The organism is Salinivirga sp. (assembly GCF_035268865.1).
GTDB lineage: Bacteria > Bacteroidota > Bacteroidia > Bacteroidales > Salinivirgaceae > Salinivirga.
In genome coordinates this window covers 1-15,483 of the sequence record NZ_DATFKB010000183.1, presented here as the reverse complement: position 1 = coordinate 15,483, position 15,483 = coordinate 1, and the positions used below count along the sequence as shown (strand labels likewise).

Annotated in this window: 13 protein-coding genes; 9 read left to right on the top strand and 4 right to left on the bottom strand. The window is 39.0% G+C overall.

The window, feature by feature from the left end:
- From VJ937_RS10975 to VJ937_RS10945, 7 genes are all read left to right on the top strand, one after another.
- Positions 1 to 439 (top strand): acyltransferase (locus VJ937_RS10975; RefSeq protein WP_324067031.1); only part of this gene is annotated, 439 nt, incomplete at its 5' end.
- Position 440: 1 nt separating this feature from the next.
- Positions 441 to 1,274 (top strand): HpcH/HpaI aldolase/citrate lyase family protein, encoded by an 834-nt coding sequence (locus tag VJ937_RS10970; protein ID WP_324067029.1) that lies wholly within the window; start codon positions 441 to 443, stop codon positions 1,272 to 1,274.
- 3 nt (positions 1,275 to 1,277) lie between these two features.
- Positions 1,278 to 2,213, top strand: a complete 936-nt coding sequence (locus VJ937_RS10965; protein WP_324067026.1) for a Gfo/Idh/MocA family oxidoreductase — start codon at positions 1,278 to 1,280, stop codon at positions 2,211 to 2,213.
- A gap of 91 nt (positions 2,214 to 2,304) precedes the next feature.
- On the top strand, positions 2,305 to 3,600 hold the full coding sequence (locus VJ937_RS10960; protein ID WP_324067024.1) for a nucleotide sugar dehydrogenase: 1,296 nt from the start codon (positions 2,305 to 2,307) through the stop codon (positions 3,598 to 3,600).
- A 199-nt stretch (positions 3,601 to 3,799) separates the two neighbouring features.
- Positions 3,800 to 5,143, top strand: a complete 1,344-nt coding sequence (locus VJ937_RS10955; RefSeq protein ID WP_324067022.1) for an MATE family efflux transporter — start codon at positions 3,800 to 3,802, stop codon at positions 5,141 to 5,143.
- A 182-nt stretch (positions 5,144 to 5,325) separates the two neighbouring features.
- Positions 5,326 to 5,841: a hypothetical protein gene (locus VJ937_RS10950; protein WP_324067020.1), complete on the top strand. Its 516-nt coding sequence runs from the start codon at positions 5,326 to 5,328 to the stop codon at positions 5,839 to 5,841.
- A gap of 34 nt (positions 5,842 to 5,875) precedes the next feature.
- On the top strand, positions 5,876 to 6,277 hold the full coding sequence (locus VJ937_RS10945) for a DUF134 domain-containing protein (RefSeq protein WP_324067019.1): 402 nt from the start codon (positions 5,876 to 5,878) through the stop codon (positions 6,275 to 6,277).
- Positions 6,278 to 6,297: 20 nt separating this feature from the next.
- Here the strand turns inward: VJ937_RS10945 and VJ937_RS10940 are convergent, their stop codons facing one another.
- From VJ937_RS10940 to VJ937_RS10925, 4 genes are all read right to left on the bottom strand, one after another.
- Positions 6,298 to 8,595 carry a GumC family protein gene (locus VJ937_RS10940; RefSeq protein WP_324067017.1) on the bottom strand — a complete coding sequence of 766 codons (2,298 nt, stop codon included), beginning with the start codon at positions 8,593 to 8,595 and terminating at the stop codon, positions 6,298 to 6,300.
- A 45-nt stretch (positions 8,596 to 8,640) separates the two neighbouring features.
- On the bottom strand, positions 8,641 to 9,396 hold the full coding sequence (locus VJ937_RS10935; protein WP_324067015.1) for a polysaccharide biosynthesis/export family protein: 756 nt from the start codon (positions 9,394 to 9,396) through the stop codon (positions 8,641 to 8,643).
- Positions 9,397 to 9,413: 17 nt separating this feature from the next.
- Entirely contained in the window at positions 9,414 to 11,009 is a 1,596-nt protein-coding gene (locus tag VJ937_RS10930; RefSeq protein WP_324067013.1) for a hypothetical protein, read from the bottom strand.
- 112 nt (positions 11,010 to 11,121) lie between these two features.
- Positions 11,122 to 11,637: a hypothetical protein gene (locus VJ937_RS10925; protein WP_324067011.1), complete on the bottom strand. Its 516-nt coding sequence runs from the start codon at positions 11,635 to 11,637 to the stop codon at positions 11,122 to 11,124.
- Positions 11,638 to 11,703: 66 nt separating this feature from the next.
- Between VJ937_RS10925 and VJ937_RS10920 the strand changes: the two genes are divergently transcribed.
- Positions 11,704 to 13,338, top strand: coding sequence for an ABC transporter substrate-binding protein (locus tag VJ937_RS10920; RefSeq protein WP_324067009.1), 1,635 nt, complete (start codon positions 11,704 to 11,706; stop codon positions 13,336 to 13,338).
- Positions 13,339 to 13,452: 114 nt separating this feature from the next.
- Positions 13,453 to 15,483 (top strand): hypothetical protein (locus tag VJ937_RS10915; RefSeq protein ID WP_324067007.1); only part of this gene is annotated, 2,031 nt, incomplete at its 3' end.

The following is a 15,483-nucleotide window of genomic DNA, read 5'->3' as shown; positions in this document are numbered from 1 at the left end:
TGTCGTGTCGCCTGATGTAGTGCTTGGCGACAACGTAAAGGTCCAAAACAACATTTCAATATATACTGGTGTAATTTGCGAAGATGATGTTTTTCTTGGACCAAGCATGGTTTTCACCAATGTAATCAATCCAAGAAGTGCAGTCCCCAGAAGAGACCAATACGCAAAAACAACCGTCCGAAAAGGTGCAACAATAGGTGCAAATGCAACAATTGTATGCGGTAACGATATTGGCAAGTATGCCTTTATTGGAGCAGGGGCTGTGGTGACCAAAGCCATCCCCGATTATGCTCTTGTGGTAGGAAACCCCTCAAGGCAAATAGGCTGGATGAGCGAATATGGCCACCGACTTCATTTCGACGAACACAACCGGGCACAATGTCCCGAAAGCAAAGATTTTTACATACTTGAAAATAGACAAGTAAAAAAAGAGAGTTAATATGCTTAAATCATATTTCTTTATCCCTGCAACACAAAAAAAATTCATTGATAAGATGCCTGAAATAGAGGCAGACGAGTTTGTTTTCGATCTTGAAGACGCTATTGCCGAGAACGAAATTGAATCGGCATTCGAAAACCTTGAAAACATTGAAGGGCGTGAGCAGTATATTGTTAGGCCCAGACTGTATTCATCATCAGGGAAACTCAAAAACAAGAACCTGGAAAGGCTCATCGACCTTGGCTTCAGAAGGTTTTACATACCCAAAGCGGAAACAATACAGATGCTTGATGAGTTACTGAACATTTTTAATTACTATGACATCAAGAACCTGGAATGGTATTACCTTGTGGAGTCGCCTTCAGCGCTAATGCACGTTAAAGACATGGCGCTTTCGGGGAAATACCCGTTCAAAGGCCTTTGCCTGGGTGCCCAGGATTATGCTGCAAACCTTGGCATGACATATTCACTTGAGAATATAAGATGGGCAAGACACTATCTGCTAAACGTAGCAAAAGCATGTAATATTGAAGCCATTGATATGGCCTCTATGGTACTGGAAGACCGTGATTTGTTTGAAAAAGAATGCCACCAGGGCTTTCAGATGGGCTACGATGCAAAAATAATAGTGCATCCTGCACAATTAAAGGTACTACAAGAAATTGAGTATTATAATCAAGCTGAAATTAACCATGCAATTGCCATTAGTGAAAGGTTCGATCTGGAAAAACTCAAAGATTTTTCAATAGTAACCATCGATGGTCTAATTTACGAACGCCCACATATTGCGAGAATCAAAAAAATAATTGAATACCTGAACAAAAAGCAAAATTAATAAATGAAAACATTCGGTATAATTGGCGTAGCTGGATATATAGCAGTTCGTCACCTCAAAGCAGTAAAAGAGACAGGAAATGAAGTTGTAGCTGCACTTGACAATTTTGACAGTGTTGGAATAATGGACTCATACTTTCCTGATGCTGATTTCTTTACAGAATTTGAGCGCTTCGACCGACACGTAGATAAACTAAAAAGACATGGTTCGCCACTGGACTATGTTTCCATTTGTTCGCCAAATTACCTCCATGATTCACACATCCGATTTGCCATAAGACAAGGGGCAAATGCGATTTGTGAAAAACCACTTGTGCTGAATCCATGGAATGTAGAAGGTTTAATGGACCTGGAAAAAGAGAGCGGGCAAAAAATTTATAATATTTTACAACTCCGCTACCACCCGGCCATTCTGGAGCTTAAGAAAAAAATTGAGCAACAGCCCGACAAAATTCACGATATAGACCTCACCTACATCACAAGCCGTGGCAAATGGTATCATTTTTCATGGAAAGGCGATCCTTTGAAATCAGGAGGCATTGCCACCAACATCGGAATTCACTTTTTTGACATGCTCACATGGATCTTTGGCGATGTAGAACAAAACATTACGCATAAACTCACCGACACAGATGCAGCAGGAATGCTGGTATTAAAAAAAGCGCGTGTTCGTTGGTTTTTGAGTGTCGATTATGAGAATGTACCCGCTGAAATTAAAGAAAAAGGCCAGCGTACTTACCGTTCCATTACCGTTGATGGTGAAGAAATAGAATTTAGTGGTGGTTTTACTGACTTGCACACCAAAAGCTACGAAGAAATTCTTAATGGCAATGGATACGGACCCGTCGACGCGAGAACCTCTATAGAAATTGTACATGATATAAGAAATGCAAAAATCAGCAGCCTGACCGGTGATTTCCATCCATTTTTAAAAAAGTAGACAAATAATAGTCAATGAATCAGCTTTGTTAATCAATTTTATTTGTTGGAGAATAAAAATAAGTACATTTTTAAAACAAAAATACAATCCTATGTACGAAGATATAACTAAAGGGGAAAAGGTCATTTCAGTAATTGGGCTTGGCTATGTGGGCCTGCCTATTGCATTAGAATTTGCAAAAAAAATCAAAGTAATTGGCTTTGATATCAAAGCCGAAAGGGTTGAGCAAATGAAAAAAGGCATTGACCCGAGCAGAGAGCTGAAATCAGAAGCATTTGAAGGGTGCGACATAGAGTTCACTGCCAACCCCGAAGACTTAAAAGCAGCCCACTTCCACATCGTTGCAGTCCCAACGCCCATTGATGATCATCACCTGCCTGACTTAAAGCCCCTGATTGCCGCATCAGAAACTGTTGGCAAAATACTTAAAAAAGGAGACTACGTGGTGTATGAATCCACGGTGTACCCCGGATGCACTGAAGAAGAGTGCATACCTGTACTGGAAGAAAAATCAGGGCTCTCATTCGCCAAAGACTTTAAAGTTGGCTTCTCACCTGAACGAATTAACCCGGGCGATAAGCAACATACATTAACCACAATAAAAAAGGTGGTTTCAGGGAATGACGATGAAGCACTGGAAAACATTGCGAAAACCTACGAAATGGTTATTACAGCTGGTATTCACCGCGCTCCAACCATTAAAGTTGCTGAAGCAGCAAAAATTATTGAAAATACTCAGCGCGATGTAAACATTGCCTTGATGAATGAACTCTCTATGGTATTCAACAAAATGGATATCAACACGCTTGATGTGCTTGAAGCTGCCGGAACCAAATGGAACTTCCTGAATTTTTTCCCGGGTTTAGTCGGTGGTCATTGTATCGGTGTAGATCCGTATTATTTACTTTATAAAGCTAAAGAACTTGGGTACCACCCAAGAATGATAGACAGCGGACGTTCCATAAATGATGGAATGGGTGCTTATGTAGTTAAAGAAGTTGTGAAAAAACTCGTGGGGCAGGATAAAAATGTTAAAGGTAGCCGTGTATTAATTATGGGCATAACCTTTAAAGAAGATGTTGCCGACATCCGAAACTCAAAAATTGTAGACCTTGTAAAAGAATTTGAAAGCTTTGGAGTAAATGTGGATGTTATTGATGAGATGGCCGATCCAAAAGAAGTAAAAGAGGAATATGACATCGATATAGTCAATAAAACCGACGGCCCTTACGATGTGGTATGTGTTGCCGTACAGCACGAAGCATATAAGAAAATGGGGTCTAAAGATTTCTCCGACCTTGGCACCAAAGAATCTATTTTTGTTGACATTAAAGGCATATTTAAAAACAAAGTAGACGAAAAACAATTTATTTACTGGAGTTTATAACACCGGTAAAAAAACCAAACTGTCTGGGGCATTTTAGTAATACCAAAATGCTTCAGACAGTTTTTTTATTACCATCTTTGCTCCTTTATTCCGGAGTATAGCGGGTAAAAAAATTAGGCTCAAATACAATTTTATCATTCAACTAATCACGCTAAAAATTGTAATACTACGGAGATTGTTTTAAGGAGAAAGCGAAAAAATGAGAGATCTTACCAACGGTAGTGAAAGAAGTCAAATTTTCCGTTTTGCTTTGCCCATGCTAATTGGCAACTTATTTCAGCAATTCTACAACATTGTTGACAGTATTATCGTTGGTAACTTCATCAATAAACAGGCGCTGGCTGCTGTTGGGGCATCATTCCCGGTAATTTTCACTTTAATCTCATTTGTAATTGGAATCGGATCAGGTGCAACAATTGTTATATCACAATTTTTTGGAGCAAAAGATTACGACAAAGTAGTAAGAGCAATTGATACGACATTCATTTTTATGTTTTTCGTATCCATAATTATCACTGCACTTGGGCTGCTATTTGGCGAAGAAATATTCGGCCTGTTACAACTTCCCCAGGAATTGTTACCCCAGGCCATGGTTTATTTCAGTATTTACATAGGCGGATCGTTTGTGTTTTTTGGTTTTCAAACCACAAGCAGTATTCTTCGCGGACTTGGAGATAGTAAAACCCCGCTTTACTTTCTGATGATCGCCACCATTTTCAATGTTTTGCTCGACTTACTTTTCATTCTTGTATTCAACATGGGTATAGCGGGAGCAGCATTAGCCACGGTAATTTCGCAGGGAGGCGCATTTGTAACAGCTATAGTATACCTGAACAGGACACACGAGCTTATCCAGTTTTCGTTTAAAGGCCTGGTTTTCGACAAAGAAATTTTTAAGAAAAGCCTGCGTATTGGATTACCAACATCATTTCAGCAATCTTTTATAGCCATTGGAATGACAGCCCTAATGGGTATTGTAAACCAGTTTGGCACCAATGTAATTGCTGCATACAGTGTTGGCATGCGGCTAAACTCACTGGCAACACTCCCAGCAATGAATTTTGGATCGGCCCTTTCTATGTTTGTAGGCCAGAACCTGGGAGCCGGAAAAATAGAAAGAGTCCGAAAGGGTTATCTTTCAACCTTATTAATGTCTGCTACAATTAGTGTATTGGTAACCTTGGTCGTAGTTGTTTTTGGAAGCCAGTTAATGGCCCTCTTTACGCAAGACGAATCCGTTATTTCAATAGGGGCTGAATATTTGCTTATTGTAGGCTCTTTTTACATTATTTTTTCGATAATGTTCAGTACCATAGGTGTTTTAAGGGGGGCCGGGGCAACTATCATCACCATGATTTCTTCATTACTATCTTTATGGGCCGTAAGGCTTCCCATTGCCTGGTGGCTGTCAGGAGAAATTGGGTACGAAGGCATTTGGTGGGCCAACCCCATTGGTTGGGCTGTAGGCCTGGTAATTGTACTTTCTTACTACCTGTCGGGTCGTTGGAAAACAAAAGGAGTTGTGGCATCAAGACCAAATTAACATCTATTGTTTGACTCAATTATTTGTTATGTAAAAGCTTTTCGAATAAAACAAGTGCTACCCCAAATTACCTTCCTCAAGAAGACTACAAATCTTGTTAACTGGCCGTTAATAAATCACTTCTACTTTAGGGTTTTTGCAAAAAAATTTTAATTTTGTAATAATACTGAAGCATTTGAAATATGCACTTTTTCGAGACAAGCAAAAAAGAAAAAAGCATTCTCGATCTTTTCACCTACGACCTCACAACTTTTTTTTATGGTGAGTACAAAGAAGTGGAAAGCTACGACACAGAAGCTATGTTCATGATCGTATATGAACGGAAATTACCGTGGGACGAGCTTGACTTGCTTGACAGAGTGCAATTTAAAGTTTTCTTTGATAAAAATAATTTCACAGGCAGCAACCCCATCAATGTCAGGCTTTTTTCGGCCGAGTTGGAGGTTACAGATAAAAAAGTAGCCCACCTGATTGAACATGTTGTAGAGTTATATGGGAACGATGATTTTGGAACCGGCCTCTGGAATGACAAAGATCAGGTATTATTTGATCAAAAAAAATGGTCCCGCAGATGGTCTATACAAGAAGGAGAAAGCTTCATTACAATGTATTACAACGAAAATGGATTTGAAATGAATATTCTTTTTCTGAACAATATAATTAAACACACCGGAAAATACCTTAATATTAAAAGTTGAGTATAACCTGCAATCAGCACAACCTGACCAATTAATGCCACGAAGAACCAGAAAAAGAACCGTTTTTTTACCGCCTAAAGGCAGGGGATGGAAATCTGTTAACAAAAACACTTCTGACACCATAACATTAAGCTTCGATGAATACGAAGCCATAAAATTATTGGACTACGAGCACCTCAAGCAAGAAGAAGTAGCAGAAATAATGAATGTTTCCAGACCTACACTTACGAGAATTTATAACGCCGCCAGAAAAAAAATGGCCAGAGCACTTGTACGGGATGCGCACATCAAAATTGAAGGCGGAAATATTGAAGTACATGAATCCTGGTATTTTTGCTCAAATTGCAATATATCATTCAACATTTATGACACACACATTTTTTGCCCCATGTGTAAATCTGAAACTACCATCGAAAAAATTGCTGAAAACCTCTAGAAATAAAGAATCTCAATAACCTAATACCCCTTCTGATAATACTGATAAGCGTAATAAGAATTTCTGGGTTGAATGTCGTTTAATAAAACCAGAGGCCGCTTAAGGTTTTGGAAAGTCTGTTTACGTATGCTTTGCTTAAACAAATCCATTGGCGTATAATTAAGTCTTACCACAAATAGCTGCAAATCAGAAAAATCAGACAAAATAGAAGCATCTGATATGGGTAATAATGGCGGGCTGTCAATTACAACAAGATCATAGCTATTGCGTATTTTCTCAAACAAATCATTCATTAACGGGCTGGTTATTAACTCTCCTGCATTGGGAGGTGTTGGGCCAGAACCAACATAGTGCAAGTCGGGCTCATTTTTTTGCAATATTTCATCCAACGATGCCTGGTTACTCAAATAATTCGACAATCCTTTTTCGTTAGAATGTGACTTACGCAGATCAAAATTCAACAGCAAACTACGTTTCTTATTATAGGCATAAGCCCTGGCAAGGTTATGCGCAACAAAGCTTTTCCCCTCTCCTTTTTTTGAAGATGTCACCAACACAACTTTAACAGGCTCACGCGTGGCAAAAAAGCCAAGATTTGTTCTTAAAGTGCGAAATGCTTCTGCTTCGTTTGAAACCGGATCTGCAAATACATCTTTATTCTTTTTGTTTACATGTAAAACCTGTCCCAACAATGGTATTTCAGTTACACTACGCACCTGATCCTCATCTTCAACCTTATTAAAGATTACGGATTTAAGTTGTATAGCGCCAAAGGGTACAATTAAACCCAGCACCATAGCAATAATAAAAACCTGAACAGGACTGCGTTTCTGCGGAGTAGTTGTAAGCGGTGTGGCATATTGTATAACCTCATTGGCAGGTCTTGTTCCGGAACGCTCAATACGTGCTTCAGAGCGCTTCTTTAACAGAAAAGTATAAAGGTTATCTATTACATTAAATTTTCGCTCGTAGGTTTTAAGTTTTTTATTGGTAACAGGCAGTTTACCTAGTTTCTTTTCTATTTCCTGCAGTTGTGCTTCATGCTCCTCCCTTGAGAGCTCAAGCGCCTCCAGGTTATTGTTTATATTTACAAGAAGTGAAGACTGCAGATTGGATATTTTTTCATCAATTACATTAATGTATGGGTTGTCCTTCCTCGTATTATAAGCATATTCGCTTTTTTGATTATAGAGGTCGATTAGTTGACTTACTAAATCGTTTATAATGGGCTCGTTGATTCCAAGCGTTGCAGGAGAAATCAGGTCGCTGAGTGTTTTCTCCTTTTCAAGCAAATTACCTACATATTTATAGTACCGCTGTTGAAGCGACAACTGTGAGAGCTTACTTTGCAAATCGCTGTATTTACTATAAAGATCTTCACTTTTCGCCTCAATGCCAAGGGTCAGGTTTTCCGTCTGAAAATCGGTCAGCTGGTTTTCGTAGCGGTCAAGTGTATCTGAAATCTCAACAATAAGCTGATCGATAAAACCAATGGTTTCATCACGCTGGTCTAACTTTTGTTCAATCTCTGAATCAAGATATGCTTTTATTAGGGCATTTAGCAAATCTATGGATTTCTGAGCGTCATCCGTTTCTAAGGAGAGGTCAAGTAATGCTGATTCTTTATTCATTGTAACCTCCAGATTGCTATAAAATCCGACCTGCCGGGCAACACTGTTCATTACAAAAAAACATGAGCCTTCGATACCCTCTAATGCGAGTGCATCAACTTTAAAAGCCATATGTTGAGTAACCAGCCATTCACCAGGCTTAATAACTGTATCAACAATAAATTCAGGCTTTATGGAAACCGTGCCTCCTTCTGGCTTTTTAAATGCTACATGCTCACCTTCCACCTTTATGTGAATCTGGCCTTGCTCATTAGGATTTATAAATACAGGAACATTATAGGGCTGAATGTGCAAAGAATCAATCTCAATATGAAACGGTGGATTGGAGTAAAGCTCTTTTGTTTTAAGTTTTTCTTCTACATAGTATGATATTCCCGACGGAATATAACCAAGCGCTTTTCGCTTAATATGGATAGATTTTATTATACCTGCCTCATTTGCTATATTTCGCTTTGGAGTTTGGTTCAGTAATAGATTATCGAGTGCCATTGATTGACCATCTTCTTTTATGAGCAGTGTGGCATAACTTACATATGATGTCTGACTGCTACGAATCCAAAGCATTGCGACAGCACCAGCAATAACTAAAGACAAAACAAACCAGGGCCAGTAACTAATTGTCTTTAGTAACAGTTTCCTTACATTAATAGTCTCCGCTTCCAGTATTTGCGATGGATTTTGCTCCATGATCACCTATCTTCAAATGGCAATTAAAAGGGTTAAATTCTTAGTTTATTTTAAAATAGAAACAACTGAAACGATAATGGCCATTGAAGACAATAATACCGAATAAGGGAATGTCTCGTATGTGAATGATTTGCTTTTTAAAGATTTTACATAAATTACATCCCCGGGCTGAATATGGTATAAATCAGATTCCAGTATTTTCTTATTCGTAAGATCCAGGTAATGTACCCTGGAACCGTTCTTACTATGCCGTATCAACGATACATTTTCGCGGTCGCCAAACTCTTTAATTCCTCCAGCAAGTGCAATTGACTGAAGTAAATTTATACGTTCTTCATTGATTGTATATTTACCTTCATTCTCAACCTCTCCCAGTACAGTTACCTGGAAATTGACCAGCTTTACCACAACCGTAACATCTTTAAAATACTCATTTAGAGTTTCCTGAAGAACCTTTTCAACCTCCCTGACTGTAAGGCCTTCAACCTCTAATTTTTCTATAAATGAGAAGTTCAGGTAACCATCCGGATCGACCGGGTAGCTATTTAAGTACTGATATGTACTATTCATAAAGTTTGGCAGATCTGTTTGGAAAAACTTACTTGTTTGCTTATCGCTACTATAAACTTTAATAAATAAGCGATCGCCAGGCTTCACCTTATATGATTCCTGACGTGGATTGGTAAACTCGGTTTGTGTTTGTGGTACCTGATCCTGCATTAACCAAACTTTTTTCTGGCTAATACAAGAACTTAATAGCACAATAACGATTATTGCCTGTAAAAAAATTAATTTTTTCATATCCTGGTTTTTTTAGTTTAATCCGTAATATTTTTTGCTTTAAACAAACTCACTTTTTTATCACCCTGGTAGGCTTTAATAAATGCATCCGGAACACCACAGCCTTCTTTTGCTTCAATTGCTTTCTTAAAAGTTTTGTAGTATCCAATAGCATATTTATGGTAACCATTTTCCTGGAAATAGATTACTGTACTGTCTCCCCTGTAGCGTTCCTTTAATTCCGCATCAGGCAATTTTTTAAAGGATGCTGCCACCTGCACAATATATTTTATTGGGTCGTCAGATAATTTTTCCTGCCTGCCGGTCCATGAATCCAGCCGATGTCCATTTAAATATGCCGCCACAAACGCATCCGAAACCCCGCAAGTTTTTCTTAAACCATCGGCTGACTGAAAACTGTCGAAAACACCAATTGAGTATCTGTGCCACACCCCCTCGTTTATGTAGTAAACAGGTTTATTTCCTGAATACCTGCTATTAATATCTTTTACCTCAAGTGGTTTTTGATCGGCTGCAATTTGAACCACCCATATTTTACCATTATAAGTCAGCGGAGCTAAATCTCTGAACCCACTAGAACTTTTTCCAAAAGTTTTGCGCAGGTATTCTGGTGCTTTTTGCCCATTTTTATAAGCCATAATAAAAGCATCCCGGGGCATACCTTTTTCTTGTAAAATATTTCTGGCTTTATCTAAAGTTGGTGTCTCAGCCACATAATATTTTATCCACCCCTCTTCTCTGAATTGTTTTTTACTTCTATCACCCTGATATCGGGCATTCAGCTCATCACCTGAAAGCGGATTACGGGCTGCTGCTATTTGTATCCGGTAAGCAATACCCTTCGAGAGATCGGCTGGTGGAATTGGTTTCGATTCTGATTTCTCATCACTTGTTTCAGGTTCTTTCTGGCTTGCAAACTCCTTTCTATCGGCATTGTCAACATCATTACTTTTAGTGTCGGACACATCAGTAACGAAAGTTTCTTTTTTTATTGTATCCTTTGCCAATATTCGTGTGGCCTCTGCACTTCTTTTCGGAATTCTTCCTGTTCTGTAGAATGCAATTAAGTCGTATACATCATTGGAATATAAATGTCTCAAATCCTGCTCGGCCAACAAACTATCTGGTTGTCGTGAAAACAAATAACCTTTAATAATCTCGTTGTTTACAATAACCGAAATAACCTTATCGGTTCCGGGTACTTTAATCTCCAAAGTATCGATTGGCTTATTGAATTTTCCTACTTGTTTTTGTATCACAAAAACCGGCATAATTTCACTCAACTGCAGGAACTTTTTCTGCCACCAATCATATGATTTCTCATTGTTATAAAAATCCATTGAATCTGTATTCACCAGACGTGAAACAATTTTTTTCTGAAATTCATCATTGAGTTCCTGAAAATGCAATAGTGCATAATCATTAAGGGTATTAACATAATTTTTTAGCGATTCAAATGGAATTTGTTGTTCATCGCTTGACACACCCTGATAGGCAGATTCCAGCTCTTTTGACTTATCTTCAGAAAAAAGCGAACCCCACATCGACTGGGCACACGAATTGCCAGCGACAAAGAGTAAAAGCGCTAATAAAAAAAGATGTCTATGTCCCATGAATTTGCAAATTACAACATTCCTTTCGAAAAGATAGGACCTTAACTGTTGTGATTAGCAAAAACGGGTAGTTTTACGTATAAAAAGAGGTAGTCTGAAATGAGCTGAGTAGTCAGGATTTTAAAATTACCTGTCCTTCGCTTTTTAGAAAATGGATAGCTTTCTTTGTCGGATCATTACTACCTGTACTATCCTCCAAAATAGTTTTGCTAAGATGCATAGCTGGCTTTTTAGGGTCATGCTGCTCTGCACTGCTATTAATAATTTTAACTACATTCTCACGCGCATTGCGCACATATTTCCAGGCATCATTCGACACATAAAGTTGTTGTGTTAAATTATGGTCAAACTCTGTTCTGATGGTTTGCAATAATTTTGATTGCAATTCAAACACGCTCAAATTGGGCCGCTGAATACGCATGATAAGTGCCTCGGGAGATATCCGCTCAAGGAACAAAATTAAACGCTCATATGCCTGAAGCCTGAGTGGAATAATGGTCTTCCGGTTATTCAGCATCACCTCTACCTTAGCCTTTTCTCGCTGCTGTTTTAAATGATAATGCAACACAAGATAGACGGCGGCAAAAACGATCAATCCCGGTAGTATGTATTTTAATATTTCCAGCATGATTTCAACAGATATTTATAGTTTTGTAACGAAATTAGCCTTTTTCAATTACATTAACGCTATTAAATGCGCGGAAAATTTTACATTTTAGTTATTTCAGCCCTTACTCTTTTGTTTACAATGGGCTGCAAATTGCACAAAACAGATGAGTCAAAGGTTTTCAGGTATAATGAATCTAAAGGCATTGGAACCCTTGACCCGGCCTATGCAAGAAGCCAAACGATTATTTGGCCGGTTCATCAAATCTTTGACGGCCTCGTACAATTTGATTCATTACTGAATATCAAACCAGCTATTGCAAAAAAATGGAAAATATCGGAGGATGGGTTATTTTACACCTTTACACTCCGCAAAAATGTAAAGTTCCATAAGCATAAACTTTTCAATAAACCGGGTAGCAGAAGAGTTAGCGCAGATGATTTTGTTTATAGTTTTAACCGAATAATGGATCCGGCCACATCAAGCCCGGGAGCATGGGTTTTCACCTATTTAGATAAAAAATATGGAAAGAATGGTTGCAAAGCCCTGGATGACTCAACACTGCAAATAAAACTCAAAAAGCCATTTCCACCATTCATCGGGTTACTTGGGATGAAGTATTGCGCAGTAGTTCCTGAAGAAATCATCAGTCATTACGGGAATGCTTTTGGCCAACACCCTATAGGAACAGGTCCGTTTATGATGCACAAATGGAAGCAGGGCGATGTGATTTTACTCAAAAGCAACCCCGATTACTACGAAAAAGACGAAAAAGGAAGACGCTTACCCTATATAGAATCAGTTGTAATCAGCTTTATTACAGACAAACAAAGTGAGTTTATGGAGTTCATGCTGGGTAATTTAGATTTCATTTCTGGTATTAACGCACAGTACAAAGATGCCTTGCTCACAAGAGACGGACAGTTAAGGGAAAAACATAAAGACAAAATATATCTGCAAACCGGACATTATCTGAATACCGAATACCTTGGATTTAATTTGGACAGCACTACAGGACAAGTAGTTCCAAAAGCAGTAAGACAAGCCATTAACTACTGCTTTGATCGCGAAGAAATGGTCACCTATCTAAGAAACAACATGGCCTACCCGGCTCACAACGGCATGGTGCCGCCTGCCCTCACAAGAAACTACCCCCAAAAGGTAAGAGGTTACCACTACAACCCTGATTTAGCAAGAAGAATACTAAATGAAGCGGGATTTCATGATGGGTATAACCAGCCCATTCAATTACTCACAACCAGCGATTATATCGACATTTGTGAGTACATACAGCATAAAGCCTCACGCATAGGCATAAATATTGAGATAAATCTTGGAACAGGGGCATCATATAGAAATATGATTTCAAAAGGTAAAGTTCCAATGTTTCGTGCAAGCTGGATTGCAGATTATCCTGATGCAGAAAATTACCTTGCCCTGTTTTACAGCAAAAACAAAAGCCCACAGGGACCAAATTACACCAGATTCGGAGACAGCATTACAGACCGTTATTACAAGGCCTCATTAAAGCCAGAAAACCAACTAAAAAGAGATAAATTCTATTATAAGATGGAAAAACGGGTTATATCTTTCAGTCCGGTAGTTCCTTTGTACTATGATAAAGTAGTACGTTTTGTACAAAACGATATACAAGGGCTGCCAGTCAATCCATTTAATCTTTTGGAATTGAAACACATAAAGAAAACACAAAAAAGGGATTAATTTGCAACTTTTTCTTGATATTATGCGTTTTTCTAAATAGATTAGGCGATAAATAACCCGTTAAAGAATAAACCAACCTAAAAATTGGTAAAAGTAAAATTAAAATTAATTAACATGAAGCGTATTAGTTTGTTACTCACAGGCCTGTTTATGGCCGTTTTTCTTTCAGCGCAGCCCTGGACACAAAACCTGCCGGCTGACAAATCAAACGGAGAATTAACACTCCTCGATTATCAAAAAGCATTTGAAGAGTATTGGGAAGCATATGACCTAAAAGATGGTTATATCATAAACAGCAATGGTGAAAAACAAAAAGCTCCGGGATGGAAGCAATTTAAAAGATGGGAATGGTATTGGGAAACAAGAGTTGATCCTAAAACCGGAGCTTTCCCCGATGTAAACCCAATGAATATTTATAAAAATTGGGCAGCAAAAAACACAACCAATGGTAACTTCAATGACAATTGGCAAAGCATGGGCCCAAATTCTTCTGAAGGTGGCTATGCCGGAGTTGGCAGAATCAATACCATTGCATTTCATCCCACAGATAATGATCAATACTGGATTGCTGCTCCCTCAGGAGGTCTATGGTACACAAGCAATAATGGTACCTCCTGGACCTGCCTCACCGATGATAATCCAGTACTTGGTATTAGCGATGTTCTAGTACCTGATGATTACGAAACCTCAAACACTATTTATATAGCTACGGGCGACAGAGATGGTTGGGACAACAATAGCGTAGGAGTACTCAAAAGTACAGATGGCGGAGCAACCTGGAATTCAACAGGGTTAAGTTTCAATATAGCTGATGGCGAAATGGTTTCACGACTATTGCAAGATCCCAATGACCCCCAAACCATAGTCGCATCAACCACAAATGGGGTTTTTAAAACAACCGATGGTGCCGAAACATGGGAACAACTTTATGCTTACGCATATTTTATAGACATGGAGTACAAGCCCGGCGATTTCACTACACTCTATGGGGCGAAACAAAACGGACAAGTAATGGCATCTACCGATGGTGGAAACACGTGGTCCATTATTCTGGGTCTCTCGGCCAGTCGTACAGAAATCGCCATCACGCCAGCTGACCCTGATGTAATTTACGCAATTGCTGCGAATGGGTCTGGAGGACTCAACTCTATCCATAAATCTACCGATAGTGGTAACACCTTTACTGAATTAGTGGACGGTAGCGCCAATGGTAAAAATTACCTTGGCTGGGATAATGGTTATGATGATGGCGGACAGGGATGGTATGACCTGGCCATTGCGGTTTCACCATTAGATGCAGACATAGCACTTATTGGCGGCATAAACACATGGAGAACTACTGATGGCGGACAAACATGGAACATGGTTAACCATTGGACTGGTAGTTACAGTGCACAACCCGTACACGCTGACAAGCATATGCTTAAATACAGGGACAATGGAGACCTATTTGAATGCAACGACGGTGGTGTATACATATCATCAACAGATGGCAGTAATGGCTCCTACAATGACAAAACCAACGGAATGACCATCAGTCAAATATACCGATTAGGTGTTTCGCAAACCAATAGTGATGAAGTAATAATCGGCCTGCAGGATAATGGGACCAAATTAACCTATGATAATTTCTGGGAAGATGTACGAGGCGGAGATGGAATGGAATGTATCATAGATTATACCGATGAAAACATACAATACAATACAGTATATTATGGATCTATCAGACGCACTACAAACCAGTGGAGTTGGAGTACAGACATAACTCCTTCAGGTGCACAGCAAGGTGCATGGGTAGCACCATATGTGATGGATCAAAATGACCACAACACCCTATATGCTGGTTATGCCAACGTATGGAAAACAACAAACCAGGGAAATAGCTGGACACAAATCTCAACGATGAACACCAGTAACAAACTCCGATCACTAGCAGTTGCGCCATCAAACTCAGATTACATTTATACAGGTGATTTGTATAATATATGGAGAACTACAGACGGGGGCTCAACATGGGATAATATATCGCAAGGAATATCAAATGCTGTTACGTACATCACCGTAAAACACGACGACCCCAATACTGTATGGGTTACAGTTGGTGGCTACAACAGTGCAAAAGTCTATGAATCGACCAACGGAGGA